We start from the raw sequence: 23097 nt of genomic DNA on the forward strand, positions 1-23097 counted from the left end.
GCCACGATGCGCAAACTGCTCACCATCCTCAACGCCATCATCCGGGACGAAAAACCATGGCAAAACGCTTGACTGCCAAGACAGTCGCTCTCCCCAGCGGGGAGAAGGTGGCCCGCAGGGCTCAGGTGCAACTCGTTGCACCGGGGATGAGGGGGGCGCGAAGCGCTAAAGTTGTGCCGGGCGCCCCCTCATCGCCTCGCATACGCTCGGCACTTCTCCCCGCTGGGGAGAAGAGGGAGCCAGGAACCGCCGCAGCTATCCATATGCGATAGCCCTGCCCCCATGTGGGGGAGATGCCCGCCCTTCGACAGCCTCAGGAGGGCAGAGCGGGGTACCCGACCCATGGACGTCTCCATTCCCCTTGACCCATCCGCCCCGCCTTTCTCCAATGGCATCCGGATGGCATTGCCGGGGAGGGGAAGATGGCCGGGCTCTATCAAACTTTGCAGACCGTCGGATCGGACTTTGGTCAGGTCTCGATCGGTGCGGATCATGTGCATGTCCAGGCCATCGGCGGCACGGACGCCTTTGTCTCGCCCGATCGGCAGACCGCAATCGACAGTCTGCCGGGCGCGCGTCTGGCGCTCCGCGATCCGCCGCGGTTTTCCCGCGACGGCTGTGCTCGAATGCGATCCTGACTGCCAGGATCGGTCGGCAGGATTGCCCTGCCTGAGATTTCACTTCATCGGTTCGAACATCGGGTTGCCGGAGGCGGTTTCCAGCACTTCGTCCTGTCCGACATCCCAGTGCTCGGCGATCTTGCCGTTTTCGACGCGGTAGATGTCGACGACGATCATCGGCTTCGGGCCCCAGCCGGTATAGCGGCCATGGATGGCGACGAGGTCGCCCTCGGCAATCACCATGCCGATTTCATAGGTCATGTTGGCCGGCATGTCCTTCAGTGCGGCCTTCAGCACCGCGCTGGTCGAAGCCAGTCCCGGATTGCGCTGGATATAGCTGTCGGCCCAGTAACGGTCGATCGCCGTCAGGTCCTTGTTCGAGAACAGTTCGGTCACGGCCTTGACGACGAAGTCCTTGTTGGATTCCTGCGCCATGGCGGGGGCGGCCAGCGTCGAGAGGGCAAGGGCAAAGGCGAATGCGGTATTGCGGATGAAGGGCATGGGTCTTTTCCTTGTGGCGGTGTCTGCCGGGGTCGGTCCGCGCGGGGCGGGCGTTGGGGTAAGGCAATCGGATCCTGTGTGTCTCACCGACGAACCCGATACATCTCGTTTCGCCGATATATGCATAAATGACATAATTCGTATGCGACACAAGCAAATGGAGGTGGTGTCAAACGATCGTGATCGAGTGTTGAAGAGCGCTGCGACAGGCGGCAGGCGGGCTGTGCGTCTTTAGCCTGCGCCGCGCATCTCCGCCGTCGATCTATTCGACCAGCCCGTCATGGGGTGGGGGCGGTTCATGCAGATCCCTCAGGTGAGGGCAGGATCCCACTTTCGCGCGATGGACGTGGAGTGCGGCGAGATTGATCAGGGCGCCCGCCGGAAAATGATGCCATTGAAGCGCCCGTCTGCCGCCAGTGAAAAACTCCACTCCTGACGTCCGTTATCAAAGTTGACATCGTAGACGTCCCAGCCTTCGTCCGTCACAGTCCTGAAGCTGATCTCCTGGATCGACCCAAGTCGCTGCCATTCACCCCGGATGATCTCCGCCTGTTCCCGCGCAATGGCCGCGAGCGGTGGCGTCATTCGCGCATAATCGGGTGCGCCTCGCTCATACTGACGCACGAGCTCCTCAAGGAGAAGCCGGCTGTTCTCGATGGGCCGCTTCTCTCTGACCCTCTCAGTCAGTCTCTCCTCAAGCGCTGCGGCGGCGCCCGTCTCCACCCGCTCGGCGGTCTGTTCGTGCCCCTCTTGATGCAACGTCAGGGCCGTGACCAGCCCCTCCGCATTCCTGATGAAGCTGATCTGTGCCGGCACCGCCTTGTAGAAGAACCGGTCGACCTCTTCGGCGAAGAGCTCGAGTTCGACCTGCCCGGTGACACGGGCAAAGAGCCTGTTATCCCAGTGGCGGATGGTGAAGACGACCGTATCCAGCTGATAATGGCCGGCATAATCGGCATAGAGCCTCCGGTCGATCGCCCGCTCGGTGCGCGGTCGCATCTGTTCATAGCGTCGCCAGGCGATGGTATGGGAGGTGGTTTCGGTCATCGAATGATCCTTTGCGAGTGCGAGCAGGTCGTCCGTGGAGAGGATCTCCCCGGTTGCCATCTTCGTTTGCATGCTATCGATGAGGGTGAGGCTCTGCTGGACGCGCGCCATCTGCTCCTGAAGTGCGCTCGCCTGGACGGACAGGACACGCTCAAGATCAGTCGCCTGCCCACGCAGCAGCCGGCTGATCTGCTCCAGCGTCAGCCCGAGCCGCTTCAGCGTCAGGATTTCGGTAAGCCGCGCCAGATCCTGCGCCCCATAGAGCCGCCAGTTCTTCTCCGTGCGGCGCGGAGAGAGAAGTCCCGCCGCCTCATAGATCCTGAGCGCCCGCACGGTCAGCCCGGTGCGCTTGGCACACTGCGCTGCCGTCAGCCAGGTGTCCTTTGTTGTGTGGTCTGCCATGTCACCTCCGTCATCGGATGAGACGGTTGTAGGCTATGACCCAGGGTTCGGCTCAAGGGGTTTCTGTGCAGAAGGAACACCGAAAGCCTGACGTTCTGCGACCAGCTTTGCTTTTCAAGGAACACGAGAGTCACTAACGTCTCAGACAGCTTTTGGAGATCACACGATCACATAGTCACGGGATATGTTTAGATATGGAAAAATCTAAAATTGCCGCGCTGCGGGCCGCAATCGTGGAAGCACTGTATCCTGTCAGCGCGAACATTCTGGCTGATGTGTGCGAGGCATTCGGCCTAGAACCGGGTACGCGTGAGCAAGCGTTTTCAAGTAAACAACGCTTCGTATCGATCCGATTGTTGAAACTCTCGCCTGAGCAGGTCATCAAAATTGGTCAGAAGGTACTTGATGAATACCCCACTGCAGAACTGGCCAAAGCGGTTCAGCGTGCAACTCAGAACCAACCTGCAGACAGCATTGTCTCTGAGGCGCTCATATCGTTCGATGAGGCGGGTGTTCATGCCGTTTGGCAACGCGCAATAAAGCGCAGAGAGAATGATCCGGAAGGTGCCATCACCTTAGCTCGCACGCTGCTTGAGTCGGTATGCAAACATATCATTGAAGCAGCTGGTGCAACCTATGGCGAAAAAGATGAGCTGCCTCGCCTCTACAGGACGGCGGCCGAGTGCCTTAATCTTGCTCCCGATCAACATACCGAGGATATCTTCAAGCGTATCCTCGGTGGTTGTCAAACCATTGTCGAGGGCCTCGGAGCGATCCGAAACAAACTGAGCGACGCGCATGGTCGAGGGCCAAGGCCGGTCCGTGCGACTAGCCGTCACGCGGCCTTGGCCGTGAATCTTGCTGGCGCAATGGCAAGCTTTCTCGTTGAGACCGCGAAAGAGCGTTCGCGATAACCTCCAGGCCAAGTTGGAGCTGACTAGTAAGTTTTGATCGCCTGGTTTCATCCAACTGATCACTCAGCGATGTGAAGTATCGGCGTCGGCTAGTCGACAACTAAGATGCAAGCGCCCTCAAAACCTCACCGTCTCACTCTCCATCGCCCGATCCAGCAACACCCCATACTCCTCCTTCGGAATATCCACCGCCCCAAACGTCTTCAGATGTTCGGTGGTGAACTGCGTGTCGAGCAGCGTAAACCCGCGTTCCCTAAGCCGCTCCACGAGATACACGAGACAAATCTTCGACGCATTCGTGCGCCGCGAAAACATGCTTTCGCCAAAAAACGCCGAGCCCAAAGACACCCCGTAGAGCCCGCCCACCAGTTCCTCGCCCTCCCATGCCTCGACGCTGTGCGCGTGGCCGAGGCGATGCAGCGCGCCATAGAGCTCGCGAATGGTCTGGTTGATCCAGGTGCTCGGCCGGTCGGGGGCGGCTTCCGCGCATTTGTCCACCACCTGGTCGAAGGCGGTATCGAAGCGGATATCGAAGGGGCGTTTGCGGATGGCCTTTGAAAGGCTTGACGAGACGTGGAAGCCATCAAGCGGAATGATCCCCCGGATCTCCGGCTCGACCCAGAACAGCTCCGGGTCGTCGGCAGAGTCGGACATCGGGAACATGCCTATGGAATAGGCGCGCAACAGGAGTTCCGGAGTGATGCTCTGGTTCCTGCTGCGTCGCCCAGCCATGTCAGTTACTTGGCCGAGGTTTCGGCCAGATATTTTTCCAGCCAGTGGATGTCGTAGTCGCCATTGGCGATGTCCTGGTTGGCAACGAGATCCTGGAACAGCGGCAGCGTCGTCTTGATGCCGTCGACGACGAATTCGTCGAGCACGCGGCGCAGACGCATCATGCATTCGACGCGGGTGCGTCCATGCACGATCAGCTTGCCGATCAGGCTGTCATAGTAAGGCGGGATCTTGTAGCCGGCATAGACGCCGCTATCGACGCGCACGCCCAGACCACCCGGGGCATGGAAATGCGTGATCGTGCCGGGCGAGGGCACGAAGGTGCGCGGGTCCTCGGCATTGATGCGGCATTCGATGGCGTGGCCGGAGAAGACAACCTGATCCTGCGTGACGGAGAGGCCAGCGCCCGAGGCGACACGGATCTGCTCATGCACCAGGTCGATGCCGGTGATGGCTTCGGTGATCGGATGCTCCACCTGCAGGCGGGTGTTCATTTCGATGAAATAGAACTCGCCGTTTTCGTAGAGGAATTCGATCGTCCCGGCGCCCCGGTACTTCATCTTCTTCATGGCTTCGGCGCAGATCGAACCGATCTTCATCCGCTGCTCGACGTTAAGGGCAGGGGAGTTTGCCTCTTCCCAGACCTTCTGGTGGCGGCGCTGAAGCGAGCAGTCGCGTTCACCGAGATGGATGGCATTGCCTTCGCCGTCACCGACAACCTGCACCTCGATATGGCGCGGCTTGCCGAGATATTTTTCCATATAGACGGCATCGTTGCCGAAGGCGGCAAGCGCTTCGGAACGGGCGGTCGAAACGGCCTCTTCCAGCTCTTCCTCGGTCTTGGCCACCTTCATGCCGCGGCCACCGCCGCCAGCCGTCGCCTTGATCAGCACGGGGAAGCCGATTTCGCGGGCGATTTCCAGCGCGTTTTCCGGCTTCACTTCGCCGTCCGAGCCCGGAACGACGGGAATGCCGAGTTCGACAGCGGTCTTCTTCGCGGTGATCTTGTCGCCCATCAGGCGGATATGCTCCGCCGTCGGTCCGATGAAGGTGATGCCGTGGGCGTCGAGAATATCGGCGAACTTGGCATTCTCAGACAGGAAGCCGTAGCCCGGATGGACGGCGTCAGCACCGGTGATTTCGCAGGCCGCGACGATCTGATGAATGTTGAGATAGCTGTCGCGCGACGGCGGCGGGCCGATGCACACGCTTTCATCGGCAAGGCGGACATGCATGGCATTGGCGTCGGCGGTCGAATGGACGGCCACGGTCGCAATGCCGAGTTCCTTGCAGGCACGCAGCACGCGCAGCGCGATTTCGCCTCGGTTGGCGATGAGGATCTTCGAGATGGCTGTCATCCGGCTTACTCGATGATCACGAGGGGCTCGCCGTATTCGACCGGGCTTGCGTCATCGATAACGATCTCGACGACCTTGCCAGACTTGGGCGAGGGGATCTGGTTCATGGTCTTCATGGCTTCGATGATCAGCAGCGTCTGACCTTCCTTGACCATCTGGCCGACTTCGACGAAGGCGCGTGCGCCCGGAGCCGGCGACAGGTAAACGGTGCCGACCATCGGCGCAGTGACCGCGTTGGAAAGGTCGCGGGCGGCCGGGGCAGCGGGTGCAGCGACGGCGGCAGGAGCAGCAGCCGGTGCGGCCGGCGCCTGGACTGCGTAACCCTGCATCTGCTGGGGCATCATGACAGGGGTCCCGTTGCGCGAGACGCGAATGCGCAGGTCGTCCTGCTCCACTTCGATCTCGGTCAGATCCGTGTCGTTGAGGATGTTTGCGAGATCGCGGATCAGCTTCTGATCGATGCCCGACTTCTTTTCAGCCATGAGTGGATGTCCTGTATTCTTGTTATTGCGTGATGGTTTTCAGCGCCTGGAGCGCCAGGATGTAGCTTTGAGGTCCGAAACCGCAGATGACGCCTTTGCACGCGGGCGCTATCATCGATTTGTGGCGGAATTCCTCGCGCGCATGCACGTTGGAAATATGCACCTCGATCACCGGAACCGGAGAGATGGCGCGGATCGCGTCATGCAGGGCAACCGAGGTATGCGTATAGGCGCCCGCATTAAACGCGACGCCGGCGGCCTTGTCGGCCGCCTCATGCAGCCAGTCGACGAGACTGCCCTCGTGATTGGACTGGCGGAAGTCGATGGTCAGGCCGAGCTCGGCACCGGCAGCCTTGCAGTCCGCCTCGATGTCGGCGAGCGTCTTGCCGCCATAGATCCCGGGTTCCCGTTTTCCCAGCATGTTGAGATTGGGGCCGTTCAGCACGAAAATGGTTTTGCTCATCTACGCTTCCGTCGACTTTCAACCGCCTCCTATAGACCGAGAGCCCCTGCAGGGAAAGCCCTTTGGACCGAACGGACCGACAAGTCCCCGGATTTAAGGTATAAGGTTAAGGCGGCGGCGGGATTGGTTCAGCAGGTGGCCTTGCCACAGGCGCGGACATTTTCGATCTTGCCGGCAAGCGCGGTCTTGCCCACAGCACCCGGAACGGTCTCGTTGCCGATCACGTAAGAAGGCGTGCCGGTGATGCCGAGGCTGGTCGCCAGCTGATATGCTTCCTGCACCTGTTCGGTGTTGGGGCTCTCTTCCATCTTCGCCCGGATTGCCTCTTCGGCAATGCCGAGCTCGCCGGCAATCGCAATCGCGCTCTCTTCCGAGGCGCGGCCGTCCTGGGTCATCATGGCACGGAAGAAGGCGCCGTAATTGTCGGGCGACAGCTTGCGCACGGCATCCGACACCTTGTGCGCAGCTTCCGAATCCGGCCCGAGGATCGGGAATTCCTTCAAGACGTAGCGGACATTCTTGTCCTCTTCGATCACCGCTTCCATGTCGGCATGGGCACGGCGGCAATAGCCGCAATTGTAATCGAAGAACTCGACGACGGTGACGTCGCCCTTCGGATTGCCGATGGCGAGATCATAGGCCGAGTTGAAGATTGCATTCTGATTGGTCGAGAGCGCTTCCGCAGAGCGCTGCGTGCGGATCTCTTCCTGCTTCTTCTGCAGTGCGTCCTGCACTTCCAGCATAACTTCAGGGTTGGCGATCAGGTATTCGCGGATGAACTCGCCGAATTCCTTTTTCTGCGCGTCGTCCAGCGCACTGGCCGGAAGCGGCATCAGGGCCGGGAGAAGCGCGACACCCGCGCTGGCGATCATCTTGAAGTTCAGAGCCATGTCGTTCCTCGTCCTTGCTGCCGTCTGTCGTCTTCAACCACAGGCGTTTCATCCCGCAGGGCGGCTTTCGCCCAGCCTAAAGCCTGATGCTCTCATGCGGAATGGCTTTTTTGCACTGCCTTGTCCAGCCTCTCCATTGTGATGCCACGCGCTTTGCGGCAAATGTCGGGCGTCTGACCGAGGAGCCATCCGTTGATTTCCATTTCCAAGCGCAGTGCCGTCGAACCCTTCCACGCCATGGATATCCTGGCGGAGGCCACCCGCCGGCGGCAGGAAGGGCGCCCAGTCATCTCCATGGCCGTCGGCCAGCCGGGCCATCCGGCACCGCAGGCAGCCCTCGCCGCCGCTCGAAAGGCGCTGGAAGGTGGCCGTATCGGCTATACCGATGCGCTGGGGATGACAGGCCTTCGCCAGGCGCTCGCCGAAGAATATCGCCGCCGCCACAATGTCTCCGTCGACTGGAACCGCATCGTCGTCACCACCGGCTCGTCTGCCGGCTTCAACCTCGCTTTCCTGTCGCTCTTCGACGTTGGCGATGCCGTCGCGATCGCAAGGCCGGGCTACCCCGCCTATCGCAGCATCCTTTCAGCGCTCGGGTTGAAGGTAATCGAAGTCGCCGTCGGCCCGGACACCGGCTTTACGCTCACGCCGGAAAGCCTGGAAAAGGCGCAAGCCGAGGCGGGTGTCCGCCTCAAGGGCGTGCTGCTCGCAAGCCCCGCCAATCCGACCGGCACCGTGACGACCAAGGCGCAACTCAAGGCCGTCTATGACTATTGCCAGGGGCAGGGGATCACGCTGATCTCCGACGAGATCTATCACGGCCTGACCTATGGCTCGGAAGAGGCGACGGCGCTGGAGATCGGCGACGATGCCGTCATCATCAACTCCTTCTCCAAATACTACTGCATGACCGGCTGGCGCATCGGCTGGATGGTCTTGCCGCAAGAGCTGGTCCGCCCGGTCGAATGCGTCGCCCAGAGCCTTTATATCTCGGCTCCTGAACTCTCGCAGATCGCAGCGCTCGCGGCCTTGAGCGCGACCGAAGAGCTGGAACACTACAAGACCGCCTGCCAGGCCAACCGCGACTTCCTGATGGCCCGCCTGCCAACGCTTGGCCTGCAGCTGCTCTCGCCCATGGACGGCGCCTTCTACGCCTATGTAGATGCGACGCGGTTCACCAATGACAGCATGAGCTTTGCCAGGCGCATTCTCGCCGAAACGGATGTGGCAGTCACACCCGGCCGCGACTTCGACCCGGTGGAGGGCCATCTGGCGATGCGGCTGTCCTACGCCGGCACCATGGCAGAGATGGTCGAGGCGACCGATCGGCTGGAAAACTGGCTGCCGAAAAGCGCTTAGGCATTAAGCGAAATGGATTCGCGATCAACGGCTTCGCGCCAGTTCCTGAATCAGAGTGAGAGCCAGCTGATTCAGTCTCTGAAGTTGGTGGCCTGAACAAAGAGGGGAGCCGGACATGACAATCAAGCGGATCACTTCGCTCGTCGCGGCGCCCGACATTCTGACCGATCGCACACGCCTGCGGGCGCACCGCGTCGACGATTTCGAGCCGATGGTCGCCATGTGGCAGGACGAGGCGATCTACCGCCACATCACTGGCCGCCCCTCGACCGCGAGCGAAACCTGGTCGCGGCTTCTCCGCTACATCGGCCATTGGCATGCGCTCGGCTTCGGCTACTGGGTGATCGAGGACCGGGTGAATGGCCTCTACATCGGAGAAGCAGGCTTCGCCGATTTCCGTCGCGACATGGATCCGCCGCTCGGTGCCGAACCCGAAACCGGCTGGGCGCTGGTGTCATCCGTCCATGGACGTGGTCTTGCGACCGAAGTCATGCTGGCCGCCCATGCCTGGATGGACGCGCACAATCCCCATGAGCATACGCTCTGTATCCTGGCACCGGAACACGCTGCATCGATCCGCGTGGCCGAGAAATGCGGCTATGCCCACGCCTATGCCACCACCTTCGCCGATGGTCCGACATCGGTGATGAAACGCGCACGTCCCCGCGCTTGATCGGTTGGATCCTGGAGACAAAAAAAGGGCCCCGTGAAGGGCCCTTTTTGCATTCAATCACAACCGCGCGGGTTTCAGAAGAAACCACCGCGCTTCTGCCACCAGCCGCCCTTCTTGGGCTTCGCATCGGTGCTGTCTTCCGTGGCCTTGACCGACGTCACCACCGGCTCGGACGAAGCCACGTTGGATTCGCGGTTGGCGCGGGCCGGCTTTGCCTCTTCGGCAGCCGGCGCAGGGGCCGGTGCAGCGACCGGCGCCGGTGCGGCAACCGGTGCCTCTTCAACGACAGTCTCGGCAACAAGTGCCACCGGCGCAGCTACAACAGCGGCAGGTGCCACCTCGGCCACAGCTTCGGGCTCTGCGGCAGACTTTGCCTTGCGTGTGCGGCGCGGCTTCGGCTTGTCAGCTGCCGGAGCCTCCACGACGACGTCGGCGACAGCTGCCTCAACGGCTTCTGCGGCTACGGCGTCGTCCGACTGGTCTTCGGCATCGTCGCCGTCACCATTGTCGTCGTTATCGTCGGAAGCTTCCATCGAGCCTTCTTCGCCCGGACGATTGCGACGGCCACCGCGCTTGCCGCGACGGCGGCGCTTGCGCTTCTGGGCTTCGTCACCATTGCCATCACCTTCGGCCTCGACAGCGCGGATTTCGCCATTGCTTTCGCCGGCATCGTCCTCGCCCTCGTCACCATCCTCGTCATCGAGGTCGGCACCGTTGTCACCATTCTGGGCATCGGCATGGGTGCCATTGCCGTTCTGGCCATTCTTGCCACGACGACGACGACGACGCTTGCGCTTGCGATTGCCTTCTTCGCTGTCGGCGCGCGCCGGCTGCGGTGCGCTCTCGGCCTTGGCGGCGGCGACGACGACTTCTTCCTCGTCTTCCTCTTCCGGCTCCGGAATGTAGTCGTCTTCTTCCTCGATCTCGGGGAGGAGCGACATCAGGCTTTCGATCTTCACCGGGTTCTCGACGGCTTCGCCGCGTTCGATGGTGAAGTGCTGCGAACCGCCATGCTGCGCCGGCATGCCACCGTCGATGACGATCGAAACGCCGAAGCGGCCTTCGTAATCGACGATCGTGTCACGCTTCTGGTTGAGAAGGTACAGAGCAGTCTCAGGCGTCGTGTGCACGATGATGTCGTGAGTCGTTGCCTTCAGCAGGAACTCCTCGATGCCGCGCAGGACATGCAGGGCAACCGACGACTGCGAGCGGATGAGGCCGGTACCTGCGCAATGCGGGCAGACCTGCGTTGTCGATTCCAGAACCGAGGCGCGAATGCGCTGGCGCGACATTTCGAGCAGGCCGAAATGCGAGATGCGACCGACCTGGATGCGGGCGCGGTCGTTCTTCAGGCAATCCTTCAGCTTCTTCTCGACAGCGCGGTTGTTGCGCTTTTCTTCCATATCGATGAAGTCGATGACGATCAGGCCGGCAAGGTCGCGCAGACGCAGCTGACGAGCCACTTCTTCAGCGGCTTCCAGGTTCGTCTGGAGAGCGGTGTCCTCAATCGAGTATTCGCGGGTCGAGCGACCGGAGTTGACGTCGATGGAGACGAGCGCTTCCGTCTGGTTGATGATGATGTAACCACCGGACTTCAGCGTCACCTGTGGCTGCAGCATCTTGTCGAGCTGGGCTTCGATGCCCGAGCGCGCGAAGATCGGATGCAGGTCGCGGTATGGCTGAACCACCTTGGCATGGCTCGGCATCAGCATCTTCATGAAGTCTTTCGCTTCGCGATAGCCTTCTTCGCCCGAGACGATGATCTCGGAAATGTCCTTGTTGTAGAGGTCGCGGATCGAGCGCTTGATCAGCGAACCTTCTTCATAAACCAGGCACGGCGCAGTCGAAGCGAGCGTCAGCGTGCGGACGTTCTCCCAAAGGCGCATCAGATATTCGAAGTCGCGCTTGATCTCGACCTTGGTGCGGTTGGCACCGGCGGTGCGCAGGATCACGCCCATGCCCTGCGGCACTTCGAGACCACGTGCGATTTCCTTCAGACGCTTGCGGTCTGTCGGCTGGGTGATCTTGCGGGAAATGCCGCCGCCACGTGCGGTGTTCGGCATCAGGACCGAGTAACGGCCTGCCAGCGACAGATAGGTGGTAAGCGCTGCACCCTTGTTGCCGCGTTCTTCCTTGGCGACCTGCACCAGCAGGATCTGCCGGCGCTTGATTACTTCCTGGATGCGGTACTGCTTGCGCGGCTTGCGCTGGACGCGGTCCGGAACCTCTTCCATGGCGTCTTCGGCGCCAACGGATTCGATCTCTTCCTTTTCCTCGATGTGACCGTCGTCGTCATCATCGTCGCCGTCGTCATCGTCACGACGGCCACCACGGCGTCCACCGGCTTCCTCGGAGATCTCGTCCATGTCGACCATGGCAGCGATCGTGCCGCCTTCGGCATCGTCGGAGCCTTCGCTGGCCTCTTCGGCAGAGGTCTCTTCGGCGGCTGCCTTCTTTGCGCGCGGCTTGCGAACGCGCTTCGGCTTGGCCTTTACGGCGGGCTCTTCGGCGACAGGCTCTTCTTCGGCAGCGGCTGTAGCGGCGACATCTGCGTCGGCTTCGGCTGCGAGTTCGGCGGCCACATCGTCAACGATCGCCGAGGCGACGGAATTGGTGGTGTTGATGCCGTTGTCGGGCTGATCCTGAAGGGCAGGATCGTTGAAGACCTCATCACCCTCGACGTCGTTTTCCTTGCGATGCTCTTCGGCTTCCGCACGAAGCAGCGCCTGGCGATCAGCAAGCGGGATCTGGTAGTAGTCGGGGTGAATTTCGGCGAAGGCCAGGAAGCCGTGGCGGTTGCCGCCGTAGTCAACGAAAGCGGCCTGCAGCGAGGGCTCGACCCTCGTTACCTTCGCCAGATAGATATTGCCGCGTATCTGCTTCTTGTGTTGGGATTCGAAGTCGAATTCTTCAATACGGTTACCGCGAACGACGACAACGCGCGTCTCTTCTTCGTGAGACGCGTCGATTAGCATTTTGTCTGCCATTTAAGCTGTGCTCCTCGGCGCCCTCGGTCGGTGGTCCACCCGCGCGCTGAACTTGAAAGCGGCTGGAACCTAGCGGACTGTGCGCCGGATATAGATGTGGCCGCACGGATGACCGGGTTTGCAACATACGGACGGACAACGGGACACTTTCTGATCCCGATCCGTTCCTGGTCATGTCAACCTGTTGCAAAGACATCAAAAACCGTACGTCAACGACAATGATATGGACCCCTCGGGATCCGATGAATGCTCGGTGAAGAGCTGTTGGTGGAGAGCCACCGATGCTGTGCCGACCCTGCCGGCGTGTTGAACCAGTTTCAGGAAAAAATGCGGAGACGGCAGATGAATGTCCGGTTGAACAGGCGCCAATTCCATTGTCTGAGGTTGGCAGCCGTGGGCGGAAACTCTATCCCGTTTGCACTTTTATCCCTCGTTTGCCTTGTATGTTTTCTACGTCACAATAGCAAGAGCAAACGGATTTATGCCATAATGGCAGTGAATTAGAGGGACTGTCTCATTCCGTGTGATTCCGAAGGCAAAAGCGGTCACAAACCGCAATTTTGACGCCCGCCGGGCCGCCACGGGGAGACAATGCGGCGGGCAATTGCAGAAAATGGCGTTACGTGCAGCTTGTGATTTGTGTCACAGTTTTGTCGCGACCATCACGGGGGCCGGAATTGAGAAGAGGTTTGGTGCTGTCTGCAGGGCGAAAACTGGCGCTTTGGGCCCGAATCGTTCTGGCGACGATGCTCGTGGTGAGCCCTGTTGTCCTGGTCGCCGCCGGCGCCAACGCCGTGACGGCGGAGCCCTCCGATAACCGCCTGGTGGCCTACGCCGCCCGCATCGCCGGTGACGAGGCGCGGACCCGCATCGTTCTGGACTTCGACCGCGCGCCGACCGTCGAGGCGCGTTACATCGCCAATCCCGACCGTATCGTCGTCGACCTGCCCGCCACCGCCTTCGCCTTCGCCGAGAAAGACCTTCAGGCGACGGGTCTGTTCAGCGACATCCGGTACGGCTCGATGGATGCGACATCCGCACGCCTCGTGCTCACGGCCGCCCGTCCCGCCCGGCTGGTCACGGCGGAGGTTGTGGTCAACGAGGACGGCAACGGCTATCGCTTGGTGCTCGATGCGGAACTGGTGCCGCAGCAGGATTTTGCCGCGCTCGTGTCCGCCCAGGCCTGGGCGCGGCCTGACGAGAATGCCGCAGCACCGGCGACCGTTGCGATCACGACGCCTGCCGTGGATGAATTCGTCATCGCGATCGATGCCGGCCATGGCGGGATCGACGCCGGCGCCACCGGCGCCTCCACCAAGACGGCGGAGAAGGACATAACGCTGGCCTTTGCCAGGATCCTCAATGAAAAGCTCAAAGGCCAGCCAGGCATCCGCGCGGTGATGACCCGGGATACCGATAAGTTTCTCTCGCTTTCCGAGCGCGTGCTGATCGCGCGCCAGAAGGGTGCCGGCCTCCTTATTTCACTGCATGCCGATACGCTCCGTCAGGCGGAGATCCGCGGCGCCACCGTCTACACCATCTCGGACAAGGCTTCCGACCATATGGCTGCCCAGTTGGCCGAACGGGAGAACTTCTCCGATACGATTGGCGGTGTTGTTCTGCCGAACGAAACGGAAGCGGAGGTCAACGATATTCTTCTCGACCTGACACGGCGCGAGACCCAGGCCTTCTCCATCGCCATGGCCCAGGCCGTCGTCGGGTCCTTCGAGGGGCAGATTTCGCTGATCAACAACCCGCATCGCCATGCCGGTTTCCGGGTGCTCCAGGCGCCGGACGTGCCCTCCATCCTGCTTGAGCTCGGTTTCCTGTCGAACAAGGAAGACGAGAAGCTTTTGCTCGATCCCGTGTGGCGCGATCGGGTTGCGGACCTCCTCGTCGAGGCGATCAAGCGGTATCGTGAGCCGGCCCTTGCCAATGGCGGTTAGGCAACATCGGTTCAGGAACCTGTGACCGAGCAGCGCTTCCCCGCTAACGGCCCTATTTTCCTCACATTGTGTCCGTTACTCGGGGGGAAGTCACGCAAGGGTGAGCGATCTCGAATCGCTCCGCCTTTCACAGCAAGTCCGCATGTCTTGCCATCCACCGCATGACGTGCAAAACGCCACAGGGTATGCGAAGCTTGGTGCAACGCGCGGAACCTGAAGCAGAGCCGGTAGCGGAAACATGATCAGACTGATTGGATATCTCTTCGGATTGGCGTCCGTGCTTGCGCTCGGCGTCGCGGCCGTCGTTGCGGTCTATCTGAACGAGGTGACCAAGGATCTGCCGAACTACGAGGTGCTGGCGAGCTACTCGCCGCCGGTGACCACCCGCATCCATGCCGGCAACGGTGCCCTGGTCGCCGAATATGCGCGTGAGCGCCGCCTGTTTCTGCCGATCCAGGCGATCCCGGATCGCGTGAAGGCCGCATTCCTGTCGGCGGAAGACAAGAATTTCTACAATCACCCGGGCGTCGACATCTATGGCCTTGGCCGTGCAATCCTGGTCAACGTCCAGAACCTCGGCTCCGGACGCCGCCCTGTCGGCGCGTCGACGATTACCCAGCAGGTGGCGAAGAACTTCCTCCTGTCCTCCGACCAGACCATGGACCGCAAGATCAAGGAAGCGATCCTCTCCTTCCGCATCGAGCAGACCTATTCGAAGGACAAGATCCTAGAACTCTATCTGAACGAAATCTTCTTCGGCCTGAACGCCTATGGCATCGCCGGCGCCGCGCTGACCTATTTCGACAAGTCGGTCACCGAGCTGACCATCGCCGAGACCGCCTATCTCGCGGCTCTGCCCAAGGGCCCCAACAACTACCATCCCTTCCGCCGCGAGGCCGCAGCGCTTGAGCGCCGCAACTGGGTTGTCGATCGCATGGTCGAGAACGGTTTCGTCTCTCGGGAGGAGGGCGAGAACGCCAAGCAGCAGCCGCTCGGTGTCAACCTGCGCCGCAGCGGCTCGTCGCTCTTCGCCTCCGACTATTTTGCCGAGGAGGTTCGCCGCCAGATCATCGAGAAGTATGGTGACAAGGCTCTCTATGAAGGTGGCCTGTCCGTTCGCACATCGCTCGATCCGCAGATGCAGATTGCCGCGCGCAAGGCACTGCAATCTGCACTGCTGACCTATGACCAGCGACGCGGCTTCCGCGGCCCCATCAAGCAGATCCCGCTCGACGGCGACTGGGGTGTGCCGCTCGCCGAGATCCCTGGCCTGGCCGATGTGCCGGAATGGAAGGTGGCCGTTGTCCTCGACGTTGCGTCCGACGGCGTCGACATCGGCCTGCAGCCCGCAAAGGAAGCGGGTGGCAAGGTGGTCGCCGACCGTGCGCGCGGTCGTATTGCTCCCGATAACATGGAATGGGCCTATCGCTCGGCCACCGGCGACCGCAAGTCGGCAAAGTCGCCTGAAGGCGTGCTCTCGCCGGGCGATGTCGTCTATGTCGAGGCCTTGGAAGAGGGGGCGAGCGCCTATCGCCTGCGCCAGTTGCCCAAGGTCCAGGGTGGTCTCGTTGCGATGGATCCGCACACCGGCCGCGTTCTGGCCATTTCCGGCGGCTTCTCCTATTCCCAGTCCGAATTCAACCGTGCCACCCAGGCCATGCGCCAGCCCGGTTCGTCCTTCAAGCCCTTTGTCTATGCTGCGGCCCTCGACACCGGCTACACCCCGGCCTCGGTCATCCTCGACGCTCCCGTCGAATTCGTATCCGGCGGTCAGGTCTGGCGTCCGCAGAACTATGGCGGTGGATCGGCTGGCCCCCAGACGCTGCGACTGGGCATCGAGAAGTCGCGAAACCTGATGACGGTTCGCCTCGCCAACGACATGGGCATGAATCTGGTCGCGGAATATGCCGAGCGCTTCGGCATCTACGACAAGATGAACCCGGTGCTCGCGATGTCGCTGGGCTCGGGCGAAACCACCGTATTGCGCATGGTCTCCGCCTATGCGGTCTTTGCCAATGGCGGCAAGCAGATCAAGCCGACGCTGATCGACCGTATCCAGGACCGCCATGGCAAGACCATTTTCCGCCATGAGGACCGGATCTGCGAAACCTGCAATGCCGAGCGGTTCAGCGGGCAGGAGGAGCCTGTCGTCGTCGACAACCGTGATCAGGTTCTCGATCCCATGACCGCCTATCAGATCACCTCGATGATGGAGGGTGTCGTCACGCGCGGCACCGCAGCGGGCAAGATCAAGCTTGACCGTCCCGTCGCCGGCAAGACCGGCACTTCCAACGACGAAAAGGATGCATGGTTCATCGGCTACACGCCGGATCTCGTCGCCGGCGTCTATATCGGCTTCGATCAGCCTGCCCCGATGGGCCGTGGCTCGACCGGTGGTTCGCTCGCAGCCCCCGTTTTCAACGACTTCATGCAGATGGCGACGGCCAACACGCCGCCTGGCCAGTTCTTCGTGCCGGCCGGCATGAGCTTCATAGCGGTCAACCGCACCACCGGCATGTTTGCGCTCGAGGGCGAGCCAGATACGATCATCGAGGCTTTCAAGCCCGGCACGGGGCCCGCCGATACCCTCTCGATCATCGGCATGGATGGTTATGCCCCGCCGGAGGAAATCCTGCGCGACTCGCCGCAGGCCAACCAGGCCGTGACCTCCGGGTCCGGCGGCCTGTTCTGATCCATCTCACTCCATTCCGCGGCCCCGGCTCTTTACAACAGGGCCGGGCGCAACTATGCGGAAGGCCAGATTTTCACCAGTTTCAGAGGTTGAGAACGCAACGCATGCGCAATGAAATCGAGAATGTCGTCGACGAAATCAAGCAGGCCATAAGCCTGCTGAGGAGGCATCTTTGACTGGGATCAGGCGATAAGACGGCTGGACTGGTTGAACAACAAGGCAGAGGATCCGAACCTCTGGAACGATGCCCAGGAAGCCCAGAAGCTGATGCGCGAGCGCCAGCAGCTGGATGACAGCATTGCTGGCGTCAAGCGCCTCGAACAGGCGATGAACGACAACATCGAGCTGATCGAGATGGGCGAGGAAGAGGGCGACGAAACCGTCGTCAAGGACGCCGAGGACCAGCTGAAGGCTCTGAAGACCGAAGCGGCCCGCCGCCAGGTCGAAGCCATGCTTTCAGGTGAGGCCGACGGCAACGACACCTATGTCGAAGTGCATTCCGGCGCCGGCGGCACGGAAAGCCAGGACTGGGCCAACATGCTTCTGCGCATGTATACGCGCTGGGCTGAACGCTCGGGTTTCAAGGTGGAAGTGCTGGAAATGCACGACGGTGAAGAAGCCGGCATCAAGTCAGCGACGATCCTCGTCAAGGGACACAATGCCTATGGCTGGATGAAGACCGAGTCGGGCGTGCACCGCCTGGTGCGCATCTCGCCCTATGATTCGAACGCCCGCCGTCACACATCCTTCTCGTCCATCTGGGTCTACCCGGTGGTCGATGACTCGATCCAGATCGACATAAACGAGAGCGATTGCCGCATCGATACCTTCCGCTCCTCGGGCGCCGGCGGTCAGCACGTCAACACCACCGACTCGGCCGTGCGCATCACGCATATTCCGACCGGCATCGCGGTGTCGTGCCAGCAGGAGCGGTCGCAGCACAAGAACAAGGCCAAGGCCTGGGACATGCTGCGCGCGCGCCTCTACGAGGTCGAACTGAAGAAGCGCGAAGAACTGGCCAATGCCGAAGCCGCCTCGAAGACGGATATCGGCTGGGGTCACCAGATCCGCTCCTACGTCCTGCAGCCCTACCAGTTGGTCAAGGACCTGCGCACCGGCGTCGAAAGCACCGATCCGGACAGCGTCCTGAACGGCGAGCTGAACGAGTTCATGGAAGCGGCTCTTGCCCACCGCATCAGCGGCAAGGCCTCGGAAGTCTCTGATATCGACTGATAGAGTTGCGATCAGCACCAATAATCAAAGGCGGAGCGCCCAGCGCTCCGCCTTTTTGCATCTCCGGTATGAAAGCGTAAGGCGCGCCTCAGTTGCTCGCCCGTTCCACGCGGATGTCGCCCAGCTCGTCGATCAGCACCGTCCATTCCTCGACACGGTCGGTATCGGGTGCCGTCTTCAGATAGACAGTGGCGAAGAAACCCGGGGTCGCGGCAACACCGGTCATGCTTTCCGGGCGGATGCCGGTCACGTAAGGCTTGATCGCGGTGAATTCTTCCAGCTCCACGCTCTCGACCAGCCGAAGCCCGCTCTGCCCGGATGCAACCATCTGCAGGTGGATGCGCGCCGTCCTGTCCGGCTGGCGGATTGCCACAAGCTTGTAATAGCCCCGTTCGCCGGCTTTGACGGCGGTGTCGCCCCCCGCCACGCCTTCCGCCCCTGATTCCCAATAGCCACCGCTGATCACGAAGGTTGCGGTGAGGGGCAGCTGCTCGATGTCCTCTGCTGCTGCGGCGGGATGGCAGAGGAACAGGGTGAGCAGCAAGGCGGCCGGATTGCAAACCTTCATGGGAGCCTCAATCGGAAAACTGTTCGGCAATGATCCGGTCGGACCATGAACGATCCGAATCGGAGAGGATCCGCGCCGTGGTATCCTCCGACTGGGCGATCTCCACGCGGAGAATCGACTTCACCTCGGTATGGTCAGCCACCGCATTAACCGGACGCTTCTCTGGTTCCAGCACTTCGAGCACCACCGTCACCTTGTCCGGCAACAGCGCCCCACGCCAGCGGCGCGGGCGGAAGGGGCTGACGGGGGTCAGCGCGAGCAGCGGCGCTTCGAGCGGCAGGATCGGTCCATGGGCGGAAAGATTGTAGGCCGTCGATCCAACCGGTGTCGCCACCATCAATCCGTCGCAGATCAGTTCCTCCAGCCGCACCTTGCCATCGATCACCACACGCAGTTTGGCTGCCTGGTAGGACTGGCGCAACACCGAGACCTCGTTGATCGCGAGTGCAAAGGATGTCGAGCCGTCGGTGTTACTCGTCGTCATCTTCAGCGGGTGGAATTCGTTCTCGACGGCGACCGCGATCCGCTCCGTGAGATTGTCGGTCGAATAGTCGTTCATCAGGAAGCCGACGGAACCGCGGTTCATTCCATAGATCAGCTTGCCGCTGTTCATCGTGTCATGCAGCGTCTGCAGCATGAAGCCGTCGCCCCCGAGCGCCACGATCACGTCCGCATCCGCCGGCTCGCTATGGCCGTAGAGACGAATCAGTTCATTGCGCGAAGCCTGGGCTTCGTCCGTATTGGAAGCGATGAAGGCGAGCGACCGGAACGTGCGAGACATGGCGAGCCCTGATGAGATGTCGCCAAGTGGTATATGACAAATGCCTGTAACCACAAGCCGTTTCGCCCCGAAATCAGTTCGGCTGACCACCGCATCGGCGGTTCCCGGCAGCGGTGGATTTTCACCATTCGTGCTAACCTTTCGCCGATTTTTTGCTTTACCGCAAACCGTTTTCCGCCTAAACACCCCGCACTGCCCTTGTAGCTCAGTTGGTAGAGCACCTGATTTGTAATCAGGGGGTCGCGGGTTCGAACCCTGCCGGGGGCACCATTTCTCATCACATGTGATCGTTTTTGCCATTGTCCTCGCGGGCCATTCTTTGGCATGGTCTCGACCGACAGCCGAGGGAGACCTGATGCGCGAGACGTTTACTGCCGGCCTGGCATTGGCCGCGACTGCCGTTCTGATGCTTCCCGCAGCAAGCCGGGCCGCCGACATCAAGTATGCCTGTGAAGACGGCACGGCGCTTACGGTCACCTTCAGCGAAACGACGGCGGACCTGGCCCTGCCGGACGGCTCGAAGGTTGCCCTTCCGCAGCAGCCGGCGGCAAGTGGCTTCTGGTATTCGAACGGCCGCTACGAATTGCGGGGCAAGGGCGAGGAGCTGCAGTTCGCCATTGGTCGCATGGCGCCCGTCACCTGCCGCAATGCCGGTGAGGTCACCGGCCAGTTCGACCGGGCGACGCGGGCCGAGGTCGAGCTTTCCGAAAAGGACACCGGCTTCGACATGAAGGGCAGGCTCACCTGCCTGCGCTATCCCGACTTCGCCCTGAAGGAATTGGATCTGGGCGAAAAGGGTGCGGCTGGTCTCTACATTGCACCTTCCGAAGGTCCCTGCCAGCTCAACCCGACGCTGGACCGGAAGATCGAGGACGACACCGCCGGCTATCTCTGGGGGGCCGTTGGACCTTACGCCTTCTTCCGCGGCGCTGATGGCTGGAACGGCGGCATGCCTTTCGTAGTCTATGATGCTCGTACCGGTTCGCGGCTGATGGATGACGTGATCGCCGGCGAATTCTCGCTTCTGTCCCTGGCCGGCGAAGAGCTCACCCTGCGCTACCGCCGCACTTTCGCGGCGTCCTGCTCGCTGCTCGCAGCCCCGGATGCCTGTGCGACAACCATCCGCAAGGAGCTTGGTCTCGCCGCCGATCGCCCCCTGCCGGACTGCCGCCCCGCCTATCAGCCGGCAATCGACGCCGATCCGAATGCCGTGAAGGACATCGAAGCCTGGCCGAGCGTCATCGACTATCCCGTCGAGCGCAAGCTGTCGGCAACAGGCACGTCCTTTGTCGCCGTGGACGGCGAGCTCACTTGCCGCCCATCCATGTGACGGGAGGGCAGGTGCGGTGTGCCATCAGTCCTCGGCGTCGAGCCGCACCGCTTCCTGAATGTCGCGCAACAGGTCGGGCAGGGCGCTCTGCACCCTGTTCCAGCTCGGCATGAACGGCGTTGTCCCGTCGATGTCGGTGAAGACCAGCCTCGTCAGCCTTTGGTCGCCAGATGCTGACGGGAGGCATAAAGCGCGATCGCCGCAGCATTCGAGACATTCAGCGACTTGATCGCGCCCGGCATGTCGAGGCGAGCAAGGGCAGAGACGGTTTCCCGCGTCTTTTGCCGGAGCCCCTTGCCCTCGGAGCCGAGAACCAGCGCAATGCGGTTGCCGCTGAGCGTGCCTTCCATCGGTGCCGGTCCTTCGGAATCGAGTCCAACAGAGAAGAAGCCGAGCTTGTGCAATTCATTGAGCGCATCGGCGAGATTGGTCACCTGGATATAGGGGATCAGTTCCAGTGCGCCGGAGGCCGACTTTGCCAGCACCCCTGATTCCGTCGGGCTGTGGCGCTGCGTGGTGATGACGGCGCCTGCATCGAAGGCGACCGCCGAGCGCATGATCGCGCCGACATTATGCGGGTCTGTCACCTGGTCGAGCACCAGGATCAGCGGGCTGTCCTTCAGCGCTTCGAGCCGGCGCACGGGCAGGGGACGCGTCTCGAGCATGACGCCCTGATGGATCGCTTCCGGTCCGAGGATCTTGTCGAGATCCTGCGGCGTCACCGTCTCGAAGGGGATTCCGAGGTTTTCCACAGATGGAATCTCGAGCCTGACAAGCGCATTTTGCGTCGCCGAAAGCTTGATCAGCTTGCGTTCGGGATTGTCGAGCGCGGCGCGCACCGTGTGCAGGCCGTAGAGCAAAACCTGCTCCGGCGCGAGCTTCGGCGGCGTCCAGTCGGCATTGCTCTTGCGCGGCTTCTGCGGCCCTGGCGTGGGGATTTCGCCCCGCTCACGCTTGGCATCGCGCACCTGTCGGCGCAGCGTTGCATAATGGGTGTCACGGGCGGTTTTGTCGATTTTCGGATCTTTGGCCATGCGCTCTTATAACCATGGGCAAGGGGCGGGCATAGACCCGTGCGGAAAATCCCGTGTGTGTCGGGCCCATGAAACTTTTCGGAATTTTTCGTCAAACTTCGTGTTGACATGAGCCGGTTGGGCCGTCATATACCCGCCGCAGATCAGGGGGCGACGCACTCTGGTCTGGACTACAAAGCTTGGTCGCCAGATCCGGACGAAAGAATGGAGAGATGCCCGAGTGGTTAAAGGGGACGGACTGTAAATCCGTTGGCTCAGCCTACGTTGGTTCAAATCCAACTCTCTCCACCATTCGTCCTCGGATCTGAACATGCGGGTATAGCTCAATGGTAGAGCAGCAGCCTTCCAAGCTGAATACACGGGTTCGATTCCCGTTACCCGCTCCAGATGCTTCCTTTCCCAACTTCCGGATTTCAAACGGTTTTCCACCGTTCCTTTGCCTTGCGTGAACTGCATGGTGCGCATGCTGGTTTAGGTTGTGGAAAGCGTGCGTTTCGGCCTCCGGGAGGCTTGTCATTTAACGCTTGCGCATTGCGCATGAAAGCCTTAAACGGCGGGACCAAACCGGTTCGCCGGGGCAACCCCGTTTCGTTCACAGGAAGCATTCAAATGGCAAAGAGTAAGTTTGAGCGCAACAAGCCGCACGTCAACATCGGCACGATCGGCCACGTCGACCACGGCAAGACGTCTCTGACGGCAGCGATCACCAAGTACTTCGGTGAGTTCAAGGCCTACGATCAGATCGACGCAGCTCCGGAAGAAAAGGCACGCGGCATCACCATCTCGACGGCGCACGTCGAGTATGAGACGGCCAACCGTCACTACGCCCACGTTGACTGCCCCGGCCACGCCGACTACGTCAAGAACATGATCACCGGTGCGGCCCAGATGGACGGCGCGATCCTGGTTTGCTCGGCTGCCGACGGCCCGATGCCGCAGACCCGCGAGCACATCCTGCTCGCCCGTCAGGTTGGCGTTCCCGCGATCGTGGTGTTCCTGAACAAGGTTGACCAGGTTGACGACGCAGAACTTCTGGAACTCGTCGAACTCGAAGTTCGCGAACTCCTGTCGTCCTACGACTTCCC

General features: G+C 61.3%; 20 protein-coding genes and 3 tRNA genes. 12 read left to right on the forward strand and 11 right to left on the reverse strand.

From position 1 onward, the window contains the following. The first annotated feature begins 422 nt into the window (after nucleotides 1–422). Nucleotides 423–638 carry a hypothetical protein gene (locus J2045_RS22825; RefSeq protein WP_307377670.1) on the forward strand — a complete coding sequence of 72 codons (216 nt, stop codon included), beginning with the start codon at nucleotides 423–425 and terminating at the stop codon, nucleotides 636–638. 39 nt (nucleotides 639–677) lie between these two features. On the opposite strand, the gene J2045_RS22830 is transcribed toward J2045_RS22825, so the two are convergent. Then, complete coding sequence (locus J2045_RS22830) at nucleotides 678–1121, reverse strand: nuclear transport factor 2 family protein (protein WP_166599585.1); 444 nt, start codon at nucleotides 1119–1121, stop codon at nucleotides 678–680. A gap of 366 nt (nucleotides 1122–1487) precedes the next feature. Continuing rightward, the gene (locus J2045_RS22835; protein WP_307377673.1) at nucleotides 1488–2570 is read right to left on the reverse strand and encodes a MerR family transcriptional regulator; all 1083 of its coding nucleotides are present in this window, start codon (nucleotides 2568–2570) and stop codon (nucleotides 1488–1490) included. Between the two features lie 194 nt (nucleotides 2571–2764). Between J2045_RS22835 and J2045_RS22840 the strand changes: the two genes are divergently transcribed. Then, nucleotides 2765–3484 carry an abortive infection family protein gene (locus tag J2045_RS22840; RefSeq protein WP_298469271.1) on the forward strand — a complete coding sequence of 240 codons (720 nt, stop codon included), beginning with the start codon at nucleotides 2765–2767 and terminating at the stop codon, nucleotides 3482–3484. 117 nt (nucleotides 3485–3601) lie between these two features. Here J2045_RS22840 and aat read toward each other — a convergent pair whose 3' ends face one another. From aat to J2045_RS22865, 5 genes are all read right to left on the reverse strand, one after another. Further along, nucleotides 3602–4216, reverse strand: a complete 615-nt coding sequence (aat, locus tag J2045_RS22845) for a leucyl/phenylalanyl-tRNA--protein transferase (protein ID WP_307377679.1) — start codon at nucleotides 4214–4216, stop codon at nucleotides 3602–3604. Between the two features lie 5 nt (nucleotides 4217–4221). Continuing rightward, entirely contained in the window at nucleotides 4222–5574 is a 1353-nt protein-coding gene (gene accC / locus J2045_RS22850; RefSeq protein WP_166599579.1) for an acetyl-CoA carboxylase biotin carboxylase subunit, read from the reverse strand. 5 nt (nucleotides 5575–5579) lie between these two features. Beyond that, a complete protein-coding gene (gene accB, locus J2045_RS22855; RefSeq protein ID WP_307377682.1) occupies nucleotides 5580–6056 on the reverse strand; it encodes an acetyl-CoA carboxylase biotin carboxyl carrier protein in 477 nt (158 codons plus the stop codon). Nucleotides 6057–6078: 22 nt separating this feature from the next. Next, the gene (gene aroQ, locus J2045_RS22860; RefSeq protein ID WP_166599577.1) at nucleotides 6079–6519 is read right to left on the reverse strand and encodes a type II 3-dehydroquinate dehydratase; all 441 of its coding nucleotides are present in this window, start codon (nucleotides 6517–6519) and stop codon (nucleotides 6079–6081) included. A 128-nt stretch (nucleotides 6520–6647) separates the two neighbouring features. After that, entirely contained in the window at nucleotides 6648–7409 is a 762-nt protein-coding gene (locus J2045_RS22865) for a DsbA family protein (RefSeq protein WP_307377685.1), read from the reverse strand. A gap of 192 nt (nucleotides 7410–7601) precedes the next feature. Between J2045_RS22865 and J2045_RS22870 the strand changes: the two genes are divergently transcribed. Together J2045_RS22870 and J2045_RS22875 are read left to right on the forward strand one after the other, a co-directional pair. Continuing rightward, the gene (locus tag J2045_RS22870; protein WP_307377688.1) at nucleotides 7602–8768 is read left to right on the forward strand and encodes a pyridoxal phosphate-dependent aminotransferase; all 1167 of its coding nucleotides are present in this window, start codon (nucleotides 7602–7604) and stop codon (nucleotides 8766–8768) included. A 115-nt stretch (nucleotides 8769–8883) separates the two neighbouring features. Next, nucleotides 8884–9441 carry a GNAT family N-acetyltransferase gene (locus tag J2045_RS22875; RefSeq protein WP_307377691.1) on the forward strand — a complete coding sequence of 186 codons (558 nt, stop codon included), beginning with the start codon at nucleotides 8884–8886 and terminating at the stop codon, nucleotides 9439–9441. Between the two features lie 74 nt (nucleotides 9442–9515). Here J2045_RS22875 and J2045_RS22880 read toward each other — a convergent pair whose 3' ends face one another. Further along, a complete protein-coding gene (locus tag J2045_RS22880) occupies nucleotides 9516–12428 on the reverse strand; it encodes an Rne/Rng family ribonuclease (RefSeq protein ID WP_307377692.1) in 2913 nt (970 codons plus the stop codon). A gap of 746 nt (nucleotides 12429–13174) precedes the next feature. On the opposite strand from J2045_RS22880, the gene J2045_RS22885 reads away from it, so the two are divergent. The 3 genes from J2045_RS22885 (at nucleotide 13175) to prfB (ending at nucleotide 18299) form a co-directional block, all read left to right on the forward strand. Then, nucleotides 13175–14374 (forward strand): N-acetylmuramoyl-L-alanine amidase, encoded by a 1200-nt coding sequence (locus tag J2045_RS22885; protein ID WP_307377710.1) that lies wholly within the window; start codon nucleotides 13175–13177, stop codon nucleotides 14372–14374. A 238-nt stretch (nucleotides 14375–14612) separates the two neighbouring features. After that, complete coding sequence (locus J2045_RS22890; RefSeq protein WP_307377695.1) at nucleotides 14613–17066, forward strand: penicillin-binding protein 1A; 2454 nt, start codon at nucleotides 14613–14615, stop codon at nucleotides 17064–17066. 104 nt (nucleotides 17067–17170) lie between these two features. Then, nucleotides 17171–18299 (forward strand): peptide chain release factor 2 gene (prfB, locus tag J2045_RS22895; protein WP_307377698.1). Its coding sequence is split into 2 segments (ribosomal slippage): nucleotides 17171–17239 and nucleotides 17241–18299, totalling 1128 coding nucleotides; the frame shifts between segments, so codons are not numbered across the junction. 88 nt (nucleotides 18300–18387) lie between these two features. Here the strand turns inward: prfB and J2045_RS22900 are convergent. Together J2045_RS22900 and J2045_RS22905 are read right to left on the reverse strand one after the other, a co-directional pair. Continuing rightward, on the reverse strand, nucleotides 18388–18867 hold the full coding sequence (locus J2045_RS22900; protein ID WP_307377699.1) for a hypothetical protein: 480 nt from the start codon (nucleotides 18865–18867) through the stop codon (nucleotides 18388–18390). Between the two features lie 7 nt (nucleotides 18868–18874). Further along, the gene (locus J2045_RS22905; RefSeq protein ID WP_307377700.1) at nucleotides 18875–19648 is read right to left on the reverse strand and encodes an NAD kinase; all 774 of its coding nucleotides are present in this window, start codon (nucleotides 19646–19648) and stop codon (nucleotides 18875–18877) included. A gap of 194 nt (nucleotides 19649–19842) precedes the next feature. Between J2045_RS22905 and J2045_RS22910 the strand changes: the two genes are divergently transcribed. Then, a tRNA-Thr gene (locus tag J2045_RS22910) sits at nucleotides 19843–19918 on the forward strand. An 85-nt stretch (nucleotides 19919–20003) separates the two neighbouring features. Beyond that, nucleotides 20004–20978, forward strand: coding sequence for an MliC family protein (locus J2045_RS22915; RefSeq protein ID WP_307377701.1), 975 nt, complete (start codon nucleotides 20004–20006; stop codon nucleotides 20976–20978). Between the two features lie 152 nt (nucleotides 20979–21130). Here J2045_RS22915 and rlmB read toward each other — a convergent pair whose 3' ends face one another. Beyond that, on the reverse strand, nucleotides 21131–22012 hold the full coding sequence (gene rlmB, locus J2045_RS22920) for a 23S rRNA (guanosine(2251)-2'-O)-methyltransferase RlmB (RefSeq protein ID WP_307377704.1): 882 nt from the start codon (nucleotides 22010–22012) through the stop codon (nucleotides 21131–21133). Nucleotides 22013–22218: 206 nt separating this feature from the next. Here rlmB and J2045_RS22925 point away from each other — a divergent pair. The 3 genes from J2045_RS22925 to J2045_RS22935 all read left to right on the forward strand — a co-directional run. Then, nucleotides 22219–22303, forward strand: a tRNA-Tyr gene (locus tag J2045_RS22925). A gap of 21 nt (nucleotides 22304–22324) precedes the next feature. Beyond that, nucleotides 22325–22398: transfer RNA gene (locus J2045_RS22930), tRNA-Gly, on the forward strand. A 223-nt stretch (nucleotides 22399–22621) separates the two neighbouring features. Further along, nucleotides 22622–23097, forward strand: a 476-nt coding sequence (locus J2045_RS22935) for a GTP-binding protein (protein WP_307377707.1), incomplete at its 3' end; no start/stop codon positions are given.

The sequence above is a fragment of the Peteryoungia aggregata LMG 23059 genome, from assembly GCF_030814435.1.
Lineage (GTDB): Bacteria > Pseudomonadota > Alphaproteobacteria > Rhizobiales > Rhizobiaceae > Allorhizobium > Allorhizobium aggregatum.

Excerpts from the sequence above, each read along its gene's own strand:
- J2045_RS22825 (WP_307377670.1), top strand. The coding sequence starts at position 423 with ATGGCCGGGCTCTATCAAACTTTGCAGACCGTCGGATCGGACTTTGGT.
- J2045_RS22830 (WP_166599585.1), bottom strand. The coding sequence starts at position 1,121 with ATGCCCTTCATCCGCAATACCGCATTCGCCTTTGCCCTTGCCCTCTCG.
- J2045_RS22835 (WP_307377673.1), bottom strand. The coding sequence starts at position 2,570 with ATGGCAGACCACACAACAAAGGACACCTGGCTGACGGCAGCGCAGTGT.
- J2045_RS22840 (WP_298469271.1), top strand. The coding sequence starts at position 2,765 with ATGGAAAAATCTAAAATTGCCGCGCTGCGGGCCGCAATCGTGGAAGCA.
- aat (WP_307377679.1), bottom strand. The coding sequence starts at position 4,216 with ATGGCTGGGCGACGCAGCAGGAACCAGAGCATCACTCCGGAACTCCTG.
- accC (WP_166599579.1), bottom strand. The coding sequence starts at position 5,574 with ATGACAGCCATCTCGAAGATCCTCATCGCCAACCGAGGCGAAATCGCG.
- accB (WP_307377682.1), bottom strand. The coding sequence starts at position 6,056 with ATGGCTGAAAAGAAGTCGGGCATCGATCAGAAGCTGATCCGCGATCTC.
- aroQ (WP_166599577.1), bottom strand. The coding sequence starts at position 6,519 with ATGAGCAAAACCATTTTCGTGCTGAACGGCCCCAATCTCAACATGCTG.
- J2045_RS22865 (WP_307377685.1), bottom strand. The coding sequence starts at position 7,409 with ATGGCTCTGAACTTCAAGATGATCGCCAGCGCGGGTGTCGCGCTTCTC.
- J2045_RS22875 (WP_307377691.1), top strand. The coding sequence starts at position 8,884 with ATGACAATCAAGCGGATCACTTCGCTCGTCGCGGCGCCCGACATTCTG.
- J2045_RS22880 (WP_307377692.1), bottom strand. The coding sequence starts at position 12,428 with ATGGCAGACAAAATGCTAATCGACGCGTCTCACGAAGAAGAGACGCGC.
- J2045_RS22885 (WP_307377710.1), top strand. The coding sequence starts at position 13,175 with ATGCTCGTGGTGAGCCCTGTTGTCCTGGTCGCCGCCGGCGCCAACGCC.
- J2045_RS22890 (WP_307377695.1), top strand. The coding sequence starts at position 14,613 with ATGATCAGACTGATTGGATATCTCTTCGGATTGGCGTCCGTGCTTGCG.
- J2045_RS22900 (WP_307377699.1), bottom strand. The coding sequence starts at position 18,867 with ATGAAGGTTTGCAATCCGGCCGCCTTGCTGCTCACCCTGTTCCTCTGC.
- J2045_RS22905 (WP_307377700.1), bottom strand. The coding sequence starts at position 19,648 with ATGTCTCGCACGTTCCGGTCGCTCGCCTTCATCGCTTCCAATACGGAC.
- J2045_RS22915 (WP_307377701.1), top strand. The coding sequence starts at position 20,004 with ATGCGCGAGACGTTTACTGCCGGCCTGGCATTGGCCGCGACTGCCGTT.
- rlmB (WP_307377704.1), bottom strand. The coding sequence starts at position 22,012 with ATGGCCAAAGATCCGAAAATCGACAAAACCGCCCGTGACACCCATTAT.